This is a genomic window from Flavobacterium sp. ASV13 (assembly GCF_000745775.1).
Classification (GTDB): domain Bacteria; phylum Bacteroidota; class Bacteroidia; order Flavobacteriales; family Flavobacteriaceae; genus Flavobacterium.
Window position 1 is genome coordinate 114,228 of the sequence record NZ_JQJY01000002.1, and the last position, 22,162, is coordinate 136,389.

Consider the following 22,162-nt stretch of genomic DNA (forward strand, 5'->3'; position numbering starts at 1 on the left):
ATAAAAAAATTCCAAATTCCAGACTGAATATTCAGCTTTTGGAATTTGGAATTTTTTTATATTGGAATTTCTAAATCTTAATTCCTTGGTGATTTTCTTCTTTCAGATTTTGATCCTACTCTAGACATTGCACATCTGAAACCAATGTAATCAGTTGCCATATCCTGAGGAAAATATCTTCTTTGAGCTGGATCTAACCAATAAGCTCTATCTCTCCAAGAACCTCCTTTGTAAACTCTTACTTTATCATCGATTAAGGTAGTACGTTTACTAGAGCTGTCATATTTTCTAATCATTTTTCCTAAACTATCAGTTGTAACATTATGTTTAGGAGAGTTGTACATTGCTTGATCAGCTTTTGGTCCAGACTCTGAATCTCCGAAGTCAAAATATCTAGAAGATTGTTTATCACCATCTCTATAATTGATATTGTCGCTTGTGCTAAAGTTTTGTCTCAAATAAGTTTCTTGCTCATCAACGGGAACCTGAGCAATTTCTCCCGGAAGGTTTCTTGCTACAACTTTACCGTTACTTAAAGTATCATATTTAATGTTAGCTGTAGAAACGATTTCAATTTTACCGTCTTTACCAATTTTATTTTTAGCATATTGATTTCCTCTGTAGTAGTTGAAATCATTTGCTTCGTTATCAATAATAGGTCTGTAAACATCGGCTACCCATTCTGCAACGTTACCTGCCATGTCATACAATCCAAAATCATTTGCAGCATAACTTTTTACTTTATTAGTAATATCAGCTCCGTCATCAGACCATCCAGCAATTCCACCGTAATCTCCGTTTCCTTGCTTAAAGTTAGCCAATTGATCACCTCTGTTTTTACGTTTAGCTGAACGAGTATAATCTCCAGACCAAGGATATTTCTTTTGTCCTTTATATATATTGTATTCTCTTTGTCCAACATCAGCTGCTGCTGCATATTCCCACTCAGCTTCAGTAGGAAGTCTGTATTCAGGTAAAATAACTCCTGAAGAACGTTGTGCATATACGTTTTTCGCTTCTGGAACTACACCATCTTTACCTGCTTTTGGTCTTCTTCCGTTAGGATTTTTCTTCAATACAATTTCTTCGCTACCTCCATACTGTGTAGAAGGAGATGCCAAGTAAGCCTCAGTATTAAACAAACTTTCAGCAGTAACATCGTTAGTTTTAGCACCTCTTTTAATGTATCCGTCTTTTTCCAAAACAGCTTCGTTTACACGGTCTGTTCTCCATTTACTGAACTCAACAGCCTGAATCCAGTTTACACCAACTACAGGATATTCAGCATAAGAAGGATGTCTTAAATAGTTATTAGTCATCGTTTCGTTATATCCTAAACGATTTCTCCATACTAATGTATCAGGAGACGCCCCTGTGTAAATGTTTTTGTAATTTTCTTCTGTTGGAGGGAAAACTTTTTTCAACCACTCTAGGTATTCTAAGTACATACCATTAGTAACTTCGGTTTCATCCATGTAGAATGACTGAACGTGTTGTTGGGTTGGTGTGTTATTCCAATCGTGCATAACATCATCCTGTACTTTACCCATTGTAAATGTACCTCCTTCAACAAAAACTAAACCAGGACCAGCCTGTTGTTTTTTTCCTGCATTTCTAGCAGCCGTTCCATTCTGACTATCTACATCCCAACCTGTCGCTCGAGAAGCGTGAGAGGAACTCGATTTTTTGCTACAACTAGCCGTGCCCAACATCAATACCATTGACATCATTAATTGCAGGACTACAATTTTGTTTACTTTCATACTCATTCTTAGGTGATAAATTTAGGTGTTGCAATATAATAATTAACATTTAATTAGCAACATCTGTTCTAATAATTTTATTTAGCTGTTTTTTTACCAGAAAATAACCTATAGTTACGAACGCAAAAATATACTTTTTATTATTTACTATAACATGAAATACTATATTTTTACTTAGTAAAATAATTTGTTAACAATTTCGTTTTCTTAACCTATGAAACAAGCCCTAATCTTATACTTTTTTTTAGTTCCAATTCTTGCGTTTTCCCAGATAAATAGGAGCTTCGCAATAGATTGGCAAGGCAAAAAAGAAATGAGTTTCGGTGATTTCAAAACCACAGTTCCTTATTTTTCCGGAAGCAGTTTTCGATACGATACTACTAAAAAAAGCCTAACCCTGCTGCTTAACATCACTCAATCGAGCTCTGGAACGAACAATTCTGTGCAACTTTTTAATGTTGTTTACGAAACAATTTCAATTAATGATCTTGGCGATTTAAATCCGGAAAACCTTCCTGAAAAACCAAATGAAACGTTAAAAATTGCTTCTTCAAGAGATCAAAAGCAACTTTTTCTTTCGCTTTCACCAATTCTCAAAGACGGAAATGGCTTTAAAAGGATCCGATCTTTTTCCTATTCTTCAAACGGTTCAACGTCAAAAAACACCAACACTTCTGCTTTTCAAAAATCAAGCGTAATTTCTAATTCTGTTTTAGCATCTGGAGATTGGTATCGTTTTTATGTAGAAAAATCAGGTATTTATAAAATATCAAAATCATTTCTACAAAGTTTAGGCTTTGATCCAAGCAAAACCGATCCGAAAAGAATCAAAATATACGGAAACGGAGGAAGAATGCTTCCTTTAGCAAACAGTACTTATTATCCAGATGATTTGGCTGAAAATGCAATACAGATTATTGGAGAAAGCGACGGAATCTTTAACAATGAAGACTATATTCTTTTTTATGCCGAAGGAGTCGAAAACTGGAATTCAGAAAGCCAGACCAATCTTAATTTATTTGACTCCAAATCGTATTATTACATCACAACGACTGGCGGTGACGGAAAAAGAATCCCGATTCTAAATCAGCCTTCAGGAAGTACGACTTTAGAACTAAATACGTTTGATGACTATCAATACCACGAAATTGACCAGACTAATATAGCGCATTTAGGCCGCCAGTGGTTTGGAGAATCATTTGACATCAATCAGGAACAAGAATTTACTTTTACATTTCCAAACGTAGACAACTCTGTTCCTGCAAAAATAGAAGTTGTTGGCGCTGCTGCTGCATTTACTCCGACATCTTTTACTATAAGCGCAAACGGGCAAAATATTGGAAACATTAACTTCAATTCTTTGGTCTCTAGTTCTGACATTAAATTCTATACTGGCAAATTACCTGCAAATTCAACATTTACAGCTGCCGAAAGTGTAAAAATAAAACTTACCTATAATAATAATGGTGTACCAGGATCAAAAGGCTATCTTGATTACATTAATATTATCGCAAAAAGAAAACTGCTTGGAACCGGAAAACAGTTCAAATTCCAATATGATCTGGCCGGCTCAACACCTGGAATTGCAAATTATACCGTTGGAAACGCTGCAGGAATATCTCAAGTTTGGGACATCACAGATCCTTATAATGTTTCCAAAATTGAAAATTCAAATCAGGCAACTTTAAGCTTTAAAGCTTCATTGGGAGAAATCAGAAAATATATCGCTATTGACGCTTCAGATTATTTTACACCTTTAAAAGAAAATCAGTCAAAAGTTGCCAATCAAAATTTAAAAGGAACACTTTTTAGAAATGCTCAAAACAGTATTCAAGATATTGATTATGTTATTATCTCTCCTAAATCTCTTGCCTCTCAAGCTGAAAAATTAGCTGCGTTTCGTCGCACCTATTCCAATTTAAATGTAAAAGTAATTACTTTAGAAGATATCTATCAGGAATTTTCATCAGGAAAGCAAGATATTGCCGCGATTAGAAACTGTATACGATATATTTACGAAAACGCTTCTTCGCCAGACAAAAGAGTCAAATATGTGAATTTATTTGGAGATGCATCTTATGATTATAAAGATCGAATTTCAAACAATACCAATATTGTACCTATATATCATTCCTTAATTAGCAACACAACAGGAGAAGCTTCTTTCGCATCTGATGATTTTTATGGATTGATGGATGCCGACGAAGGAAACATTACCAATTTCTTTGGAGGAATTGACATTGCCACAGGCAGAATGCTTGTTTCTGACAATACACAGGCAAATGAAATGGTAAATAAGGTTTTAGAATATCACGACACTAAATCTTATGGAAATTGGAGAAATAATTTTGTTTTAGTGAGTGATGACGCAGATCAAAGTTCTGATGCAACGCTTCAATCACGTCAAAATGCCCTCGCAGATGTTATTGCAACTCAAAAACCTTTTTTTAATATCGACAAAATCATTTTAGACTCCTACACTCAGGAAGCTTCTGCGGGAGGATCAAGATATCCTAAAGCCCGTACCGATTTATTTGATGCTTTTGAAAAAGGCGCTTTGGTCTTTAATTATTTAGGACATGGCGGTGAAGATGGATTAGCCAGCGAAAGAATTTGGGAAAAATCAGATGGGCAAAATCTGAACAATCAGTACAAGTATCCTTTATTTATAACAATCACTTGCGAATTTTCCAGATTTGATGATCCTACCCGACCAACAGCCGGAGAATATACTTTTTGGAACCCTAAAGGTGGTGCAATTTCAATGTTGACCACCATTCGGTCAATTGGTCAGTTTAATGCCGAGAATTTCAATGACAGCCTAAGCAAAAATTTACTTTCTTACGGATCAAACCAATACACCACTATTGCAGAAGCACTTCGAATTTCAAAAAATGAAAATCCGAGCTCATCCAGCAACGTCATATTTTATATTGGAGATCCAGCACTGATGCTTGCAATTCCAAAACCGAGAATTAATTTAACAAAAGTAAATGATGTTGTGATTTCGCAAACCATTCCAGATTTAAAATCACTTTCAAAAATCAAAATTTCAGGAGAAATTACAGATGAAAACAATACGCTTTTAAGCAATTATAACGGCGAATTAGCAACGGCAATTTTTGATAAACTCATTACAACATCGACTCTTAATAATGATGGATTCAGTCCGCCAATGTCATTTAAAACTCTAGGAGAAACTATTTTCAGAGGCAACGCTTCAGTCACAAACGGCCAGTTTGAATTTAGCTTTGTTGTTCCAAGAGACATTCGAATTAATGTCGATTATGGCCGAATCAGTTTTTATTCAAAGAAAAATCAGGCTTTAGAAAACCAGTCCGGTTATAACACCACCATTAAAATTGGAGGAATAAATGAAAATGCACCACAGGACAATATTAGTCCAAAAGTGAAGTTATATATGAACGATGAAACATTTGTTTCTGGTGGCATTACAAATGAATCGCCTTTTCTTTTGGCGTTTCTGGAAGACGAAAACGGAATTAATACAGCCAGTGGAATTGGGCATGATATCGTAGCAGTATTAGATGGAGACGTCAGCAATCCGTACATTTTGAATGATTATTATCAGACAAAACTAGATGATTATACAAATGGTAATTTACGCTTTCCGCTTCGAAATTTAAAAGCTGGACTGCACACGATAACTTTCACAGCATGGGATGTTTATAATAATCCTGTAACAAGTGAAATACAATTTATTGTTGTTGGAGATGAATCATTATCTTTAACCCACGTTCTTAATTATCCCAACCCATTTTCAACTTACACACAATTTTGGTTTTCGCACAATAGACCTTATGAACCACTGGAAGTTCAGGTACAGGTTATGACTATTACAGGAAAAGTAGTCTGGACAAAAAACCAAATTATTACAACAGAAGGATTTCTTTCAAGAGAAATTACCTGGGATGGAAGAGACGATTTTGGAGACCGGATAGGTAAAGGAGTTTATATTTATAAATTGACCGTTAAATCAAATTTAACAAATAAAAAAGCAGAAAAGTACGAAAAACTTGTCATCTTATAATATTATATATATTTTGCACCACCAAAAAACATTAGTCCCATAAATGAAAAAAATATCACTTTTATTAATTTGTCTTTTAATTATTACCTACGCTAAAGCCCAAGAAACCAGGCCAATTACTACTGGAGTTCCTTTCTTATTAGTTGCTGCTGATGCAAGAGCGGCAGGTTTAGCTGATCAGGGCGTTGCTACCTCTGCTGACGTTTTCTCTCAACAATGGAATCCTGCGAAATATGCATTTTCTAAAGATGCACAAGGACTTTCTATCAGTTATACTCCTTATTTAACTGATTTAGCCAATGATATTTCACTTGGTCAATTAACCTATTACAACAAAATCAGTGACCGAAGCGCCTTTGCAGGAAGTTTTCGCTATTTTGGCTTTGGAGATATTGAGTTAAGAAAAACTGGTGACCCAAATGAAGTTCCGAATATTGTATCGCCAAACGAATTTGCTTTAGATGGATCTTATTCGCAAAAATTAAGCGAAACCTTCTCGATGGCAGTTGGAGCAAGATATATACGCTCTAACTTAAGAGTTGCCTCAGAAGATGTAGATGCAACCGCAGGAACATCATTTGCTGTTGATGTTGCCGGATTTTATCAATCTGAAGAAATTGCTTATAGTGATTTCAACGGAAGATGGAGAGCAGGGTTCAACTTCCAGAATATGGGACCTAAAATCAGCTACGACAATGACGATTTGAGTTCTAACTTTTTGCCTGCAAATATGCGTTTGGGAGGTGGTTTTGACTTTATTCTTGATGACTATAATAAATTTGCCGTTAGTCTTGAATTCACAAAACTCCTTGTACCAACTCCTCCAGGACAACAAACAGCAATAGATTTAAACGGAGATGGTGATTTTACAGACCCAGGAGAAAGCGCACAGGATCAAAGCACAATTGCCTACAACAAATATAATGACATAGGTTGGTTTCAAGGAATGTTTAAATCTTTTGGAGATGCACCAGGAGGATTTAGTGAAGAAATAAAAGAAGTAACTTATAGCCTTGCCGGAGAATATATGTATCAAGATTCGTTTGCATTTCGTGCAGGATATTTCCATGAAAGCCCTCAAAAAGGAGCTCGTCAATTCTTTTCTTTAGGCGCCGGTTTCAAATACAACATCGTAAAAGTTGACGTTTCATACTTATTCTCAACTTCAAAAGTTAAAAATCCGTTAGAAAACACGCTTCGTTTTTCTTTAACGTTTAACTTTGGCGACAAATACGAAGAATATTAAACGATCTAAATAAAAAAAACAATAACAATCCAAATTTCTATTTTTAGGAATTTGGATTTTTTTTCCCATAAAAACAATGAAAGAAATAAATATTACGTCATCCTTTTTAGTTTACAGCGGCATTGAAGAACTTTCAGAGGAAATTCAGGATTTAATGAGCCAAGCTGTGGAGATTCGGAAAAAAGCCTATGCTCCCTATTCACAATTTAAAGTTGGAGCAGCTTTATTATTAGATAATGGAAAAATAGTTTTAGGCTCTAATCAGGAAAATGCAGCATATCCATCAGGATTATGTGCAGAACGCGTGGCAATTTTTCATGCGGGAAGTATTTATCCTGAAGCTAAAATCTTAAAAATAGCGATTACAGCTGCTTCAGACACAAACCAAACCACTGCTCCTATTCCGCCTTGTGGTTCTTGCCGCCAATCAATTGCAGAATACGAAATCAAACAAGATACCCCTATAGAAATCTATTTTATGGGCGAAATAGGCGAAGTTTACAAATCGGCATCCCTCAAAAATTTGCTTCCTTTTATGTTCGACAAAAAGTTCTTGTAAAAAAAAGCCAAAAAGTAGCCATTAAATTTTAGTTCTTAAATGTAATGTCTTATTTTTGCATCCCGACCTTTCGGGCGCAAATTTGTGGGAGGAAACTATTTTGCGTTATAGGCAACAATTGATAACACAAACAAACTTTAGCAAAAGAAAGAATTCAGATGAAAGAAGTTACAAAAGAAGTATATTTAAAGTGGTACGAAGACATGCTACTTTGGAGAAAGTTTGAAGACAAACTTGCAGCATTATACATTCAACAAAAAGTTAGAGGTTTTTTACACCTATATAATGGTCAAGAAGCTGTATTAGCAGGTGCATTGCATGCTATGGACTTGACTAAAGACAAAATGATTACTGCTTACAGAAACCACGTTCAGCCAATTGGAATGGGCGTTGATCCAAGAAACGTAATGGCTGAGCTTTTAGGAAAAGCAACAGGAACTTCTAAAGGTATGGGAGGTTCTATGCACATTTTCTCTAAAGAACACCGTTTTTACGGAGGACACGGAATCGTAGGTGGACAAATTCCAGTTGGAGCTGGTTTAGCTTTTGCTGATAAATATTTCAACACTGGCGGTGTTACTATGACTTACTTTGGTGATGGTGCTGCTAGACAAGGTTCTCTTCACGAAGCTTTCAACATGGCTATGTTATGGAAACTTCCAGTTGTATTTATCGTTGAAAACAACGGTTATGCAATGGGAACTTCTGTAGAAAGAACTGCAAACCACACAGATATCTGGAAATTAGGTTTAGGTTATGAAATGCCTTGCGGACCTGTTGACGGAATGAACCCAGTAAAAGTTGCCGAAGCAATGCACGAAGCTATCGAAAGAGCACGTCGCGGAGACGGACCAACTTTCCTTGAAATGAAAACGTACCGTTACAGAGGACACTCAATGTCTGATGCACAATTATACCGTTCTAAAGAAGAGGTTGAAGAGTACAAAAAAATTGACCCAATTACACAAGTTCTTGATGTAATCCTGGATCAAAAATATGCTACAGAAGAAGAAATTGAAGTTATTGACCAAAGAGTTAAAGACTTAGTTGAGGAATGTCAGAAATTCGCTGAAGAATCTCCGTACCCAGACTTACAACAATTATACGATGTAGTATACGCACAAGAAGACTATCCATTTACACCTCATAAACTATAACATCATGGCGATTAAAGTAACAATGCCTCGTTTGAGCGATACTATGACGGAAGGAACGGTAGCGACTTGGTTAAAAAAAGTAGGCGACAAAATTAGCGAAGGAGATATCTTAGCTGAAATTGAAACAGACAAAGCAACAATGGAGTTCGAATCTTTTAACGAAGGAACTCTTTTACATATCGGAATTCAAGCTGGGGAAACTGCTCCTGTTGATTCATTATTAGCAATCATTGGTAAAGAAGGAGAAGATATTTCTGCTCTTTTAGCTGGTGGTGATGCTCCTGCTGCTGAAGCTCCAAAAGCGGATGCTCCTGCTGCAGAAGCAAAAACTGAAACTGCTGCTCCTGCAAAAGCGGCAACTGAATTACCAAAAGGTGTTGTAGTAGTAACTATGCCACGTTTGAGCGATACAATGACTGAAGGTACAGTAGCAACTTGGCTAAAGAAAGTTGGTGATGCTGTAGCTGAAGGCGATATTTTAGCAGAAATTGAAACAGACAAAGCTACTATGGAGTTTGAGTCTTTCAATGCTGGAACATTATTATACATCGGAATTCAAGAAGGAAACACAGCTCCTGTTGACAGTTTATTAGCTATCATTGGGCCAGCTGGAACTGATATTTCTGGAATTGCTGAAAATTATACTGCCGGAGGTGCTGCACCTGCAAGTGCTCCTGCTGCTGAAGAAACAAAAGCTGCTCCTGCTGCTGAAAAAGCACCAGAAGCTGTAAACAATACTTCAGATGGAAGAATTTTAGCTTCACCTTTAGCTAAGAAAATTGCTTCTGACAAAGGAATTCAATTGAACCAAGTTAAAGGTTCTGGAGAAAACGGACGTATCGTAAAAAGCGATATCGAAAACTTTACTCCATCTGCGCAAGCACAACCAGCCGCAGCTGCAACTTCTACTGCTCCGAAAGCTGAAACTGCTGCTCCTGCCGCACCAAAAGTATTTGTTCCTGCTGGTGAAGTTTTCACAGAAGAGATCAAAAACTCTCAAATGCGTAAAATCATTGCTAAACGTCTTGCAGAATCATTATTCACTGCTCCTCACTACAACTTAGTGATCGAAGTAAGCATGGACGAAGCAATGCAGGCAAGAGCTGCTATCAACAGCGTTCCAGATACAAAAGTATCTTTCAACGACATGGTAATCAAAGCTTGTGCTTTAGCATTGAAAAAACACCCAAAAATCAATTCTACTTGGAAAGAAGATGCTATCATCATCAACCACCACGTAAATATTGGTGTTGCTGTAGCTGTTGAAGACGGATTAGTAGTTCCTGTATTAAGATTTACAGATGCTATGAGTTTATCTCAAATTGGCGGTTCAGTAAGAGATCTTGCTGGAAGAGCTAAAAACAAAAAACTTGGACCACAAGAAATGGAAGGAAGTACTTTTACAGTATCTAACCTTGGTATGTTTGGTATTACTGAATTCAATTCAATTATCAACCAACCAAACTCTGCTATCCTTTCTGTAGGTGCAATTGTTGAGAAACCAGTAGTTAAAAACGGTCAAATCGTAGTTGGAAACACAATGATGTTATCATTAGCTTGTGACCACAGAACAATTGACGGTGCAACTGGCGCTCAATTCTTACAAACATTAAAACAATACATCGAAAGCCCAGTTACAATGTTGGCGTAATTAGTTGTTAATTTTATAATTAAATCCCGTTTTGTTTATTCGAAACGGGATTTTTTGTTTAATTTTCATCCTCAAATTCAAAACCTCATAAAATGAAGAAACTAATTCTTGTTACTTTATTTCTGACAGCAATTGCCTGCCAGAAAAAAGAACAAACCGAAAAAGCAACAGCCATTGTCGATGAACACAGTTATTCAAAGCCAGAACTTGCTGTTGTTAAACATCTTGATCTTGATATTAAAGTTGATTTTGACACACAAACTATTTCAGGAAAAGCATCTTGGACGATCGACAATATCAGCAAAGGAAATGAAATTATCTTTGACGAAAACACTTTAAATATTACAAAAGTGACTTTAGGCGATGATGAAAAAGAAACAAAATTCGAACTTGGTGCAGACACAGAATTTCATGGAAAACCGCTCCATATTACTATAGAACCAAATACAACTAAAGTAAACATTTACTACAACACTACTAAAGATGGTGTAGCACTACAATGGCTAAAACCAGAACAGACAGCAGACAAAAAGAAACCTTTTGTTTTCTCTCAAGGAGAAAGCGTTTGGTCAAGAACTTGGATTCCATGTCAGGATTCTCCAGGAATTCGTTTTACTTATAATGCAAAAGTTACGGTTCCTAAAGATTTATTAGCGGTTATGAGCGCTATAAATCCACAGAAAAAGAATGATACTGGCGTTTATACTTTCAAACAAGATAAAGCAATTCCTTCTTATTTAATGGCAATTGCAGTTGGAGATATCGAATTTCAAGCAATCGATAATAGAACTGGCGTTTATGCAGAACCATCAATGCTGAAAAAATCGGCTTGGGAATTTGCTGAACTTGGAAAAATGGTAAATGCTGCAGAAAAACTTTACGGACCTTATCGTTGGGGACGTTATGATGTTTTAGTTTTACCTCCAAGTTTCCCTTATGGCGGAATGGAAAATCCAAACTTAACTTTCTTAACTCCGGGAGTTATTGCTGGAGATCGTTCGCTAACGAGTTTATTAGCACATGAATTAGGTCACAGCTGGAGCGGAAACCTAGTTACAAACGCAACTTGGGATGACATTTGGCTGAACGAAGGTTTTACAACTTATGTTGAACACAGAATTGGAGAAGCTATTTTCGGTAAGAAAGAATTTGAAATGCAAAATGTTATCACAAACAAAGAATTAACTGATAACGTTGCAGAATATGGCGATACAAATCCAGACACAAGATTAAAAGTTAGTTTGACAGGAAGAAATCCGGATGATGGAATCAGCCAAATCCCTTATGTTAAAGGATATGCGTTTTTAAGAGTTATTGAAAACGCTGTTGGACGCGATAAATTCGATCCGTTTATTAAGAATTATTTTGATTCGCATGCTTTCAAATCAATTACTACAGAAGATTTTGTGAAATATTTAAATGAGAATTTAATCAAAGGCGACAAAGCTTTAGCTGATAAAATCAAATTAGATGACTGGATCTACAAACCAGGAATTCCATCAAATATACTTCCAGTTAGCTCAGCCGATTTTGATGCTATTGACGCAATTCAAAAAAGCTGGAGAGAAACCGGCGTTGCTGGCTTGAGTAAAAAAATTACAACAACTGCAGAAAAACAGCACTTTATAGATCATCTTCCAGCTGATATTACAACAAAAGAAATGGAAACAATTGATAAAGAATTCAACTTTACAAAAGGCGGAAACTTTATTATCAAGCGTCAATGGTTTGTTCAGGCATTGCGTCATCAATACAAACCAGCGTATCCTGCCATTGAGCAATTTTTAATTGGAATCAGTAGAACTGGATCTGTGATGATGCTTTACAAAGAGATGGTAAAAACTCCTGAAGGAAAAGTTTGGGCAAAACAGATTTTTGACAAAGCGAAATCTGGTTATCATGCTACTACAATTCAGGCTGTTGAAGGTGTTTTGAAATAAACTTTCAATAATATAATTTCAAAATAGGCTGCTCCTAAGGAACAGCCTATTTTTTTTTAAGTATTATTTGTCATTCCGAGGAATGAGGAATCTCCGTAAGAAACTCCTCAATCAGAATCGACAATCTTTGTCGAGCTACTTGCGGAGATTCCTCGTTCCTCGGAATGACAAGATTGCGAAAAAGCTTTGCTACGAACTTTGACAAAGTTTACTACACACAAAGCTTTTCATTGCTGATAAAATAAACAAAAACAATCTTATGAAACTGAGTGCCCTAGCCCCGATAGAAGTGGAAATCCTTTTGTGGCGGGGTTCGCCACAAAAGATTGTAACGGATAGCGGGAATAGCTCCTAAAAAAGTCCCCCATAATTGAAATCTAAAAACCAAGATTGTACTCAAAAAAAGAAGAGGGAAAATTATCCATCACATAGCGTACATTCTCCATGTTCTAAAATCTGTAATCGTCGCAACTTTGTAATGTCAAAAGACAACAACAAATAACAACTTAAAAAATTAAATAAAATGACACGATTAACAGCATTAAACCCAGACGAAGTAACAGGAAAAACTAAAGATTTATTCAACGCTGTTCAAGCTAAATTAGGCGTTGTACCAAACATGATGAGAACAATGGGAAACTCTCCTGCAGTTCTTGAAGGATATTTGAATTTAAGCGGTGCTTTGAGCCACGGAAAACTAAACGCAAAAACTGGCGAATTAATTGCCTTGGCAGTTTCAGAAAGCAATTCTTGTGATTACTGTTTAGCAGCTCACACATTTATTGGAGAAAAATTAGTAAAAGCAGATCCAGCAGTTTTAAAAGCGGCAAGATCAGGAAATTCTGACGATGCTAAAACAGAAGCTATTTTACAATTGGCTAAAACATTAATCAGCAAAAATGGTTTAGTAAACGATGAAGATGTAAATAAAGCTAAAAACGCAGGAGTTTCTGATGCCGAAATTGCAGAAACTATTGCTCACGTTGCCTTAAATGTTTTAACAAACTACTTCAACAACGTTGCCAACACTGAAATTGATTTTCCAACAGTGTAATTAAATATTACGTAGTCACTATAACAAAAAACAATTTATAAAGATAGTTGTGAATTCTTTTCATGACTATCTTTATCATAAAAAATTGATCATGGAACCACAAAGACATCCTTTACCTCCATTTACAATGGAAACTGCTCTCCAAAAAGTTCAAATAGCTGAAGATGCATGGAACACAAAAGATCCTGAAAAAGTAGCTCTCGCTTATACTATTGATACCGAGTGGAGAAACAGAACCGACTTCATCAATGGACGTGAAGAAGTTAAACAATTTCTTACTGCAAAGTGGCAAAAAGAACTTCATTACAAACTCAAAAAAGAATTATGGGGCTTTCGTGAAAACAGAATGGCCGTTCGATTTGAATATGAGTGGCAAGATCATTCAGGGCAATGGTTCCGTAGTTATGGCAACGAAAATTGGGAATTTGATGAAAACGGTTATATGCAGAAAAGATTTGCCAGCATTAATGATTTGCCAATTAAAGAAGAAGATCGTAAATTATAAAACAGTACCAAATGAGTTCTCAAAATGTTTCCACTTTAATAAATCCACAAACTGGTAATTTGGCTTTTAAAATTCTTCCGTTTGAGGACAATATTCATTTTGATCATTTGCAACGTAATAATTATTATTCGTTAATCTGGGTAACAAAAGGAAAAGGCAAAGTAAAAGCCGATTTTTCAGAGCATTATTTTGAAGAAAACTCACTTCTTGCTTTTTCGCCTTATCAACCTTTTATGCTTTGTGTAAACGAACCAATTGAAGGAATAGCAATTCATTTTCACCCTGATTTTTATTGCATTCACATGCACCAAAAAGAGGTTTCGTGCAATGGCGTTCTGTTTAACAACATTTATCAGCCCCCTTATGTAAAAGTAACAGAGCATGCTTCTCAAACTTTCAAAATGGTTTTAGAACAAATGAAAGCCGAAATTCAAAATGCAGAATTAGCACAATATGAATTGCTTATTTCGTATTTGAAAATCTTTTTAATTACAGCTTCAAGATTAAAAACAGAACAATTAGAAGAAATGAAATCGGTTCCGGATGCTAAAGAACCTATTATTCTTCAAAATTTAAAAGACGCTATTGAATTGAATTTTAAAACAAAACATTCCGCCGGAAATTATGCTGATTTGTTGAATATTTCTCCAAAAGCTTTAGCCAAATTATCGAAGAATTATTTCAACAAAACGCTTACCGATTTAATATCGGAAAGAATAATTATCGAAGCTAAAAGAGAATTATATCTCACCAACAAAACCGTCAAAGAAATTGCTTATGAATTAGGTTATGACGACGAACATTATTTCAGTCGATTCTTTAAAACCAATGCTGATGTTTCGCCTCAAATGTATCGCGAAACGGTAGGTTTTGGAAAAATACAAGCTTAATTTTTGTTTTTCGCTTCAATCCATTTTGACATATACATGGTGCTTTTATAGGCGTGATGTTGCAGCAAATTTCCCATAAAATTATGAAGACGATGACTTTCAGAATCAGTAAAAAGTGAATTTACCAGCGAAATTAATTCAGTTGAATAACTGCTTTTTTGATAACATTTATTAATAATTGCAATTCCGTTTTTTTGCGATTCTTTCCAGAGATTTTCATCTTGATAAAGTGCAATTGCCTTTTTTGCAAACTCCTCTGAATTATCTTCAATAAAACCATTCCAAGCTAAATCTTCATGCATTGCTTCAGAACCAATTGAAGTTGTAACGCTAGGCGTTCCGCATTGCATGGCTTCTAATAATTTTCCTTTTAAACCTGCACCAAAACGAATTGGAGCTAAAACAACTCTGCCTTTTTTTACCACTTCATTAGCGTCTTCTGCCCTTCCCATTATAAAAAATCCATTTTTAAGCTGATGCAACTGCAGTACTTTCTGTGACGGATAAGCGCCGTAAACTTCTAAAACGGCTTCTGGAAAATTCTTTTTTATTAAAGGCCAAATTGCTTCTTTTAGATATTGAACGGTATTCCAATTCGGTTCATGAAGAAAATTTCCAATGAAAACAAAGTTCTTTCGATCACTAAAAGAAGGCAATTCCTGAAGATCTTCTTCATTCATTTTTTCAACCAAAAACGGAAGATAGAACAACAAATCACTGCTTATTTTGAAAACATCTTTGAGAACATTCATTTCAAATTGAGAAATAATCAAAGACAAATCACATCTTAAAATACTGGCAATTTCACGTTTCGCCACTTCTTCAGACAATAAATCTAAAAGTTCAAAAGTTCGATTTTCTTTAAAAGCTTTTTGTCTTGCTGTTCTTAAACAATGCAAATCTTCAGTATCTAAAATTCGGATTGCTTTTGGACATTTTTCGACAACGCGCCAGCCAAATTGCTCTTCAATCATAAAACGATCAAACAAAACAACGTCTGGATTTAATTCCGCCACAAAATCATCAAAACTTGACGAATTGAGCTCGATACTCTTTTTCGTTACCCCAAATTCAGCCAAATCAACCATAAAATCACTGTCTTGCGCGGCGCTGACAAAAGTAATTTCGAATCCGTTTTGCTTAAAAATCGAAATTAATTGCATCATTCTTCCGCCCGCAGCAGAAGAATTTGGCTCAGGCCAAACAAACCCAATAATTAACAGTTTTTTTATCTGATTCATAATATTTGTTTCATATTACAAAATAATGCTTTTTTCCGCGGATTTGCACCCAATTTCCCGAGATTCGGTTGTAAAAAAACACTAATTTTGCAAAATCTAAATGCTGGAAAATTATGTTGGGATTAAAATTAGCTACAGACCCTCGCTGGGTAAATATCGTCGAATCGAATATCGAAGAAATTTTAACGGATCATGCATGGTGCGAACAAAAAGCAGCTTCAAACGCGATCAGTATCGTAACGTATAATTCTGAATTAGAGGAGTTAGTAACAGAAATGCTCGTAATTGCCAGAGAAGAATTAGAGCATTTACAAATGGTTCATGATGTAATCAAAAAACGCGGACTTACTTTAGGACGCGAAAGAAAAGATCATTATGTAAATGAACTTTTTAAATTCATGAAAAAAGACGGAAGCCGAAGAGACGCTCTTTGCGACCGATTATTATTTTCAGCCATGATCGAAGCCAGAAGTTGTGAGCGTTTTAAAGTACTTTCAGAAAATATCAAAGATAAAGAATTGGCAAAATTCTATCGTGATTTAATGATTTCTGAAGCTGGGCATTATACTACATTTTTAGGATTTGCCAGAAAATACCAAGACAATATTGACATTGACAAACGCTGGAAAGAGTGGATTGAATACGAAGGTTCTATCATTACCAATTATGGTAAAAATGAAACTGTTCACGGATAAAACAACTCCAGTTTTACCATTTTTTACCCTTTTTCTAATCTAAATATTTTATCATGTCCAAAAGCAAAACCAAATCCATTTTATTAAAAACCGCAAAATATCTTGGAATAACTTTCGCCGTTATTATCGCCCTGCTTTTTTTGACTCCGATTGTTTTTGCCGATAAAATCAAAGAACAAATTAAAAAAACAGCCAATGAAAAGCTTAGCGCAGAATTAAATTATTCTGATGTTTCTGTTTCGTTTTTCCATCATTTTCCTTCACTGACACTGACACTAAGCGACTTAAATCTTAATGGTTCTGCACCTTATGCAAAGGAAAAATTCATTACTGCAAAAGAAGTTTCTTTCGGAATAAATGTTGCCAGTCTGGTTTTCAGCAAAACTGTAAAAATTGATCAAATTTACCTATCCGATTCTTTTATCAATGTAAAAGTGAATCCAAAAGGTGAAGCTAATTATAACATTTATAAATCTTCAAAACCTTCAAATCCTAAAGACAGCACCGAAACAGCTTTAAAATTAGAGCGAATTGAAATTTTAAACAGCAAAATAATTTATGATGATCAGTCGACAAAAGTTCATTTTGATGCTTTTGGTTTTAATTATCTAGGAAAAGGAGATTTAAACAAATCGATTTTTGATCTGTATTCGAAAGCTAAAATTGAAAAACTGAATGTAGTTTATGAAGGCGAACCATATTTGATGAATAAAAAGGTCGATGCTGATTTGATTACCAAAGTAAACGTAAACTCGCTTTCTTTCTTTTTTCAACAAAACAACTTAAAAATCAATCAACTTGTAGTCGATTTTAAAGGGAAATTTGATTTCCTTAAAGATGGCTACAATATGGATTTTGTTATAAAATCAGAAAACAGCAAACTTAATGACGTTTTCACTGCATTTCCACCAAAATACATTACATGGCTTTCTAAAACCGAATTAAAAGGAAACACAAATCTTCTTTTGACATTAAAAGGAGATTATATCGCTTCTCAAAATATTGCGCCAGAATTAGATTTGGACGTAAAAATTGATAGCGGATTTGTAAATTATAACAAAAGTGCATTTCCGGTTTCAAACCTGAATTTAGATATTAAAACCAGAGTTCCAAATCTAAATCCGGACTTGGCTGATATTGACGCCAAAAATCTGTCACTAAACATCAATAAGGATTATTTAAAATCTAAATTTCACGTAGTTGGTGTAAATACTCCAAATATTGACGCGGATTTAAAAGCAAAAATAGATCTTGGGAAATTGATGTCAGCTCTTGGAATTCCAGACATAGTATTAAAAGGGAATCTTGACGGAGATGCTGTTGTAAACGGAAAATTCGACCAAAAAAACAGACTTTTCCCAAAAACGCAAGGAACAATTAATTTAGAAAACGGTTATCTAAAAACGCCTTATTATCCAAATCCAATTACCAATATCACTGTTAAATCCAGAATTGACAATCAAAAAGGAACCTATGACGATTTGAAAGTAAAACTGAAGCCAGCGCAATTTACTTTTGAAGGAAAACCCGTTTTTGTAGAAGCCGATTTAAGCAATTTTGATGATTTAACCTATGACATCAAAGCCAAAGGAGAATTGGATGTGAACAAAATCTATAAAGTTTTTTCTCAAAAAGGTTTGGATTTAGATGGATTCGTAAAAGCTGATGTTGTTTTAAAAGGAAAACAAAGTGATGCCGAAAAAGGAAATTACAGCAAACTGCATAACAAAGGAACTCTTGAATTAAGAAATATTGGCATTACATCCGAATATCTTCCTAAAAAATTCATTATCAAAGAGGGAATTTTCAAGATTAACCAAGACAAGATGTATTTCAACAACTTTTTGGCCGCATATGGAAAATCTGATTTTAGAATGAACGGTTATTTGCAGAATGTATTTAACTACGCAACTACAAATACTGGCATTTTAAAAGGCGCTTTTACTTCTACTTCCCGATATATTAATGTAGACGAATTCATGTCTAGCACAGATCCGAATGCATCAGTAAAAACAAATTCAGGCTCACAAGAAGAATCTAAAAAAACAGAAACTACCCAAACAGGAGTTATCATAATTCCATCAAACTTGAATTTACAGTTTACAGCAAATGCACAGAAAGTCAATTTCGACAAATTGAATCTTCAAAATGCGACTGGAAATTTAAGCATGAAAAATGGCAAACTGACAATGCAGAACACTGGTTTTGATTTAATTGGCTGTAAAGTAGCCATGAATGCCAATTATCAGGCTGTAACGCCTCAAAAAGCAAATTTCGATTATGCTATAAAAGCTTCTGATTTTGATATCAAAAGAGCTTACAATGAAATAGAAGTTTTCAGAAAAATGGCGAGCGCCGCTGAAAAAGCACAAGGAATTGTTTCTTTAGATTACCAATTAAAAGGTCGTTTGAACGGAAAAATGGAACCTGTTTATCCTTCATTAACGGGAGGCGGAACACTTTCTGTAAAAGATGTGAAAGTTCGAGGACTGAAAATGTTTAGTGCAGTAAGCAAAGAAACCAATTCGGAATCAATGAAAAACCCTGATGTTTCTAAAGTGGATATTAAAACTACAATCAAGAACAATATCATGACCGTAGAACGCTTTAAATTCAAATTTGCAGGCTTTAGACCGAGAATTGAAGGCACAACGAGCTTAGACGGAAAACTGAACTTAAAAATGCGCTTAGGATTACCTCCTTTGGGCATTTTCGGAATTCCTCTTATGGTTACCGGAACTCAGGATAATCCAAAAATAAAAGTTGGAAAGAAATCTCAGGATTTGGAAGAAACTAAAGATACTGAGGAATAAAAATTTCAAACAAATCTTAAATTCCAAATTCCAATTATTGCTAATAACATAAAAAACCTTTATCAAAGTTTAAAACTTTGATAAAGGTTTTTTCTTTTTTGTCATTTCGACGAAAGGAGAAATCGCACCAGTAATTTCTCAAAGAGAATCACCAATCTTTGTCGAAATAGAAGTGTGATTTCTCCTTTCGTCGAAATGACATACTTTATCTTGATAAAACAAAAAACCCGATCATTTCTGAACGGGTTTTTTATAAAAAGTAATCTATGATTATTATGCCTCGAATGGGATAATAGATACATAAGATTTGTTATCTCTTTTCTTTTGGAACTTAACAACTCCAGCTACTCTTGCGTGTAGTGTGTGATCTTTACTGATGTAAACGTTTTCACCTGGATTATGTTTTGAACCTCTTTGTCTAACGATGATGTTACCAGCAATAGCAGCTTGACCACCATAAATCTTAACGCCTAAACGTTTTGATTCTGATTCTCTACCATTCTTCGAACTACCGACACCTTTCTTGTGAGCCATGACGTATGAGTTTAAATATTGTTATTATTCTTTAGTAGTCTCTTTTTTTGCTTTTGGAGCTGCTTTTTTTGCTTTTGGAGCTTCTACTTCTTCAGTAGCTGCTTCTTCTGCTACAACTGCTTTTTTAGCCGCTGCTTTTTTAGTTCCTCCTGCTGCAGTAATACCTTCAATTACAATTTGAGTAAGATATTGTCTGTGACCATTTCTTTTTTTGTATCCTTTTCTTCTTTTCTTTTTGAAAACGATAACTTTATCACCTTTTAAGTGTTGTAACACTTTAGCTTCTACTGAAGCACCTTCTATAGCTGGGGCGCCTAAAGTTACATTTCCATTATCGTCTAACAAAAGAACTTTGTCAAAAGAAACTTTTGAACCTTCTTCGTTAGCTAAACGGTGAACATAAACCTTTAAGTCTTTGCTTACTTTAAATTGTTGCCCTGCTATCTCTACGATTGCATACATATCAAATTGATTTATTGATTTTTAAGGTTGCAAATATACAACTAATAATTTACTACGCAATCCCTCGATGCAAAAATATTTTTTTCATGTTTAACAGCTGTTTTTCAACTCTTTTTAATGTTTTTAAAATCAAAATTATAAGTAAATTTTTACTAATTTTTAATGATAAAGGCATAAATTCTAAAATAATACACAAAAAACACTATTTTTGGAGTAACTATATTCAACTTTTTGCTACCTACTTATTTTAGGTATCATAAATTTATTAATCTTAATATGAAAAATTCGATAATGATGTTAAGTGCAGCACTAATGCTTGGCGGAGTAGCACATGCTCAAAAGGTGGCTTTTGAAGAATACAATCTAGATAACGGAATGCACGTAATTTTGCATAACGATCCATCGGCGCCTGTGGTTATTACATCTGTAATGTATCACGTAGGTTCAAAAGACGAACGTCCTGACCGAACGGGTTTTGCACATTTTTTTGAACATTTATTATTTGAAGGCACTCAAAATATCAAACGCGGTGAATGGATGAAAATCGTTACTGCAAACGGAGGTGTCAACAATGCCAATACTTCTGATGACAGGACCTATTATTATGAAGTTTTCCCATCAAACAATTTAGAATTGGGCTTATGGATGGAATCAGAACGATTAATGCATCCTATTATTAATAAAATTGGAGTTGATACGCAAAATGAAGTTGTAAAAGAAGAAAAAAGAATGCGTTACGACAATCAGCCTTACGGAAATATTCTTCCAGAGGTTAAAAAGAATATGTTCAAAAATCATCCGTATCGCTGGACAACTATTGGTTCAATGAAAGATTTAGACGCCGCAACTCTTGAAGAATTTCAGGCATTCAATAAAAAATTCTATACGCCAAACAATGCTGTTTTAGTAGTTGCCGGAGATTTCGATAAAGCAAAAGCTAAAGAATGGGTTCAGAAATATTTCGGACCAATTCCAAAAGGCGAAACAGTAAAAAAACAAGTCTATACTGAAGAACCTATTACACAAACTATAAAAGCGACTTACGAAGATCCAAATATTCAAATCCCAATGGTTGTTGCTTCGTACAGAACGCCGTCAATGAAAACCAGAGACGCGAGAGTTTTAGATTTAATCTCTTCGTATTTAAGTGACGGAAAAAGTTCTAAACTTTACAAAAAAATCGTTGATGACAAAAAAATGGCGCTTCAAATTGGTGCTGTTGGTTTTAGTCAGGAAGATTATGGAACTTATATATTATATGGATTGCCAATGGCTCCAAATACAACAACAGACATTTTAAAAGAAATGGATGAAGAAATCGTAAAAATCCAAACCGATTTGATTTCTGAAAAAGATTACGAAAAATTACAGAATAAATTCGATAATAATTTTGTGAATGCGAATTCAAGCGTAGAAGGAATTGCAGAAAATCTTGCTTCTTATTATTTGCTTTATGGAGACGTAAATTTAATTAATACTGAAATTGATATTTACCACTCTATAACGAGAGAAGAAATCAGAGAAGTTGCAAAGAAATATTTAAATCCAAACCAACGCTTGATTTTAGATTATATTCCAACTGCAAAATCTCAAAACTAAGA

Annotated in this window: 16 protein-coding genes; 12 read left to right on the forward strand and 4 right to left on the reverse strand. The window is 34.9% G+C overall.

The features are described 5' to 3' along the window. Positions 1-77 precede the first annotated feature (77 nt). Positions 78-1,763, reverse strand: coding sequence for a gliding motility lipoprotein GldJ (gene gldJ, locus GQ47_RS04300; protein ID WP_035645473.1), 1,686 nt, complete (start codon positions 1,761-1,763; stop codon positions 78-80). Positions 1,764-1,977: 214 nt separating this feature from the next. On the opposite strand from gldJ, the gene porU reads away from it, so the two are divergent. The 9 genes from porU (at position 1,978) to GQ47_RS04345 (ending at position 14,816) form a co-directional block, all read left to right on the forward strand. Next, positions 1,978-5,814 (forward strand): type IX secretion system sortase PorU, encoded by a 3,837-nt coding sequence (porU, locus tag GQ47_RS04305; RefSeq protein ID WP_035645474.1) that lies wholly within the window; start codon positions 1,978-1,980, stop codon positions 5,812-5,814. Positions 5,815-5,857: 43 nt separating this feature from the next. After that, on the forward strand, positions 5,858-7,060 hold the full coding sequence (porV, locus tag GQ47_RS04310) for a type IX secretion system outer membrane channel protein PorV (protein ID WP_035645477.1): 1,203 nt from the start codon (positions 5,858-5,860) through the stop codon (positions 7,058-7,060). Positions 7,061-7,136: 76 nt separating this feature from the next. Beyond that, entirely contained in the window at positions 7,137-7,619 is a 483-nt protein-coding gene (gene cdd, locus GQ47_RS04315) for a cytidine deaminase (RefSeq protein ID WP_035645480.1), read from the forward strand. Positions 7,620-7,777: 158 nt separating this feature from the next. Further along, positions 7,778-8,776: a pyruvate dehydrogenase (acetyl-transferring) E1 component subunit alpha gene (gene pdhA / locus GQ47_RS04320; RefSeq protein WP_035645485.1), complete on the forward strand. Its 999-nt coding sequence runs from the start codon at positions 7,778-7,780 to the stop codon at positions 8,774-8,776. 4 nt (positions 8,777-8,780) lie between these two features. Further along, positions 8,781-10,427 carry a pyruvate dehydrogenase complex dihydrolipoamide acetyltransferase gene (locus GQ47_RS04325; protein ID WP_035645488.1) on the forward strand — a complete coding sequence of 549 codons (1,647 nt, stop codon included), beginning with the start codon at positions 8,781-8,783 and terminating at the stop codon, positions 10,425-10,427. 92 nt (positions 10,428-10,519) lie between these two features. Beyond that, positions 10,520-12,367 carry a hydrolase/aminopeptidase gene (locus GQ47_RS04330; protein ID WP_035645491.1) on the forward strand — a complete coding sequence of 616 codons (1,848 nt, stop codon included), beginning with the start codon at positions 10,520-10,522 and terminating at the stop codon, positions 12,365-12,367. Positions 12,368-12,890: 523 nt separating this feature from the next. Continuing rightward, positions 12,891-13,421, forward strand: coding sequence for a carboxymuconolactone decarboxylase family protein (locus GQ47_RS04335; protein WP_035645494.1), 531 nt, complete (start codon positions 12,891-12,893; stop codon positions 13,419-13,421). A gap of 91 nt (positions 13,422-13,512) precedes the next feature. Continuing rightward, positions 13,513-13,926: a nuclear transport factor 2 family protein gene (locus GQ47_RS04340; protein ID WP_035645497.1), complete on the forward strand. Its 414-nt coding sequence runs from the start codon at positions 13,513-13,515 to the stop codon at positions 13,924-13,926. An 11-nt stretch (positions 13,927-13,937) separates the two neighbouring features. Next, entirely contained in the window at positions 13,938-14,816 is an 879-nt protein-coding gene (locus tag GQ47_RS04345; protein ID WP_035645500.1) for a helix-turn-helix domain-containing protein, read from the forward strand. Here the strand turns inward: GQ47_RS04345 and GQ47_RS04350 are convergent. After that, positions 14,813-16,057 carry a glycosyltransferase gene (locus tag GQ47_RS04350; protein ID WP_035645503.1) on the reverse strand — a complete coding sequence of 415 codons (1,245 nt, stop codon included), beginning with the start codon at positions 16,055-16,057 and terminating at the stop codon, positions 14,813-14,815. The genes GQ47_RS04345 and GQ47_RS04350 overlap by 4 nt on opposite strands. Before the next feature lie 113 nt (positions 16,058-16,170). Between GQ47_RS04350 and GQ47_RS04355 the strand changes: the two genes are divergently transcribed. Together GQ47_RS04355 and GQ47_RS04360 are read left to right on the forward strand one after the other, a co-directional pair. Beyond that, the gene (locus GQ47_RS04355; RefSeq protein WP_035645506.1) at positions 16,171-16,752 is read left to right on the forward strand and encodes a MiaE family protein; all 582 of its coding nucleotides are present in this window, start codon (positions 16,171-16,173) and stop codon (positions 16,750-16,752) included. Between the two features lie 53 nt (positions 16,753-16,805). Further along, the gene (locus GQ47_RS04360) at positions 16,806-19,565 is read left to right on the forward strand and encodes an AsmA family protein (RefSeq protein WP_035645509.1); all 2,760 of its coding nucleotides are present in this window, start codon (positions 16,806-16,808) and stop codon (positions 19,563-19,565) included. Positions 19,566-19,838: 273 nt separating this feature from the next. Here the strand turns inward: GQ47_RS04360 and rpmA are convergent, their stop codons facing one another. Then, on the reverse strand, positions 19,839-20,099 hold the full coding sequence (rpmA, locus tag GQ47_RS04365; protein ID WP_012023622.1) for a 50S ribosomal protein L27: 261 nt from the start codon (positions 20,097-20,099) through the stop codon (positions 19,839-19,841). 24 nt (positions 20,100-20,123) lie between these two features. Continuing rightward, positions 20,124-20,561 (reverse strand): 50S ribosomal protein L21, encoded by a 438-nt coding sequence (rplU, locus tag GQ47_RS04370; RefSeq protein WP_026728576.1) that lies wholly within the window; start codon positions 20,559-20,561, stop codon positions 20,124-20,126. A 276-nt stretch (positions 20,562-20,837) separates the two neighbouring features. On the opposite strand from rplU, the gene GQ47_RS04375 reads away from it, so the two are divergent. Next, positions 20,838-22,160, forward strand: coding sequence for a M16 family metallopeptidase (locus GQ47_RS04375; protein ID WP_035645514.1), 1,323 nt, complete (start codon positions 20,838-20,840; stop codon positions 22,158-22,160). The last annotated feature ends 2 nt before the right edge of the window (positions 22,161-22,162 follow it).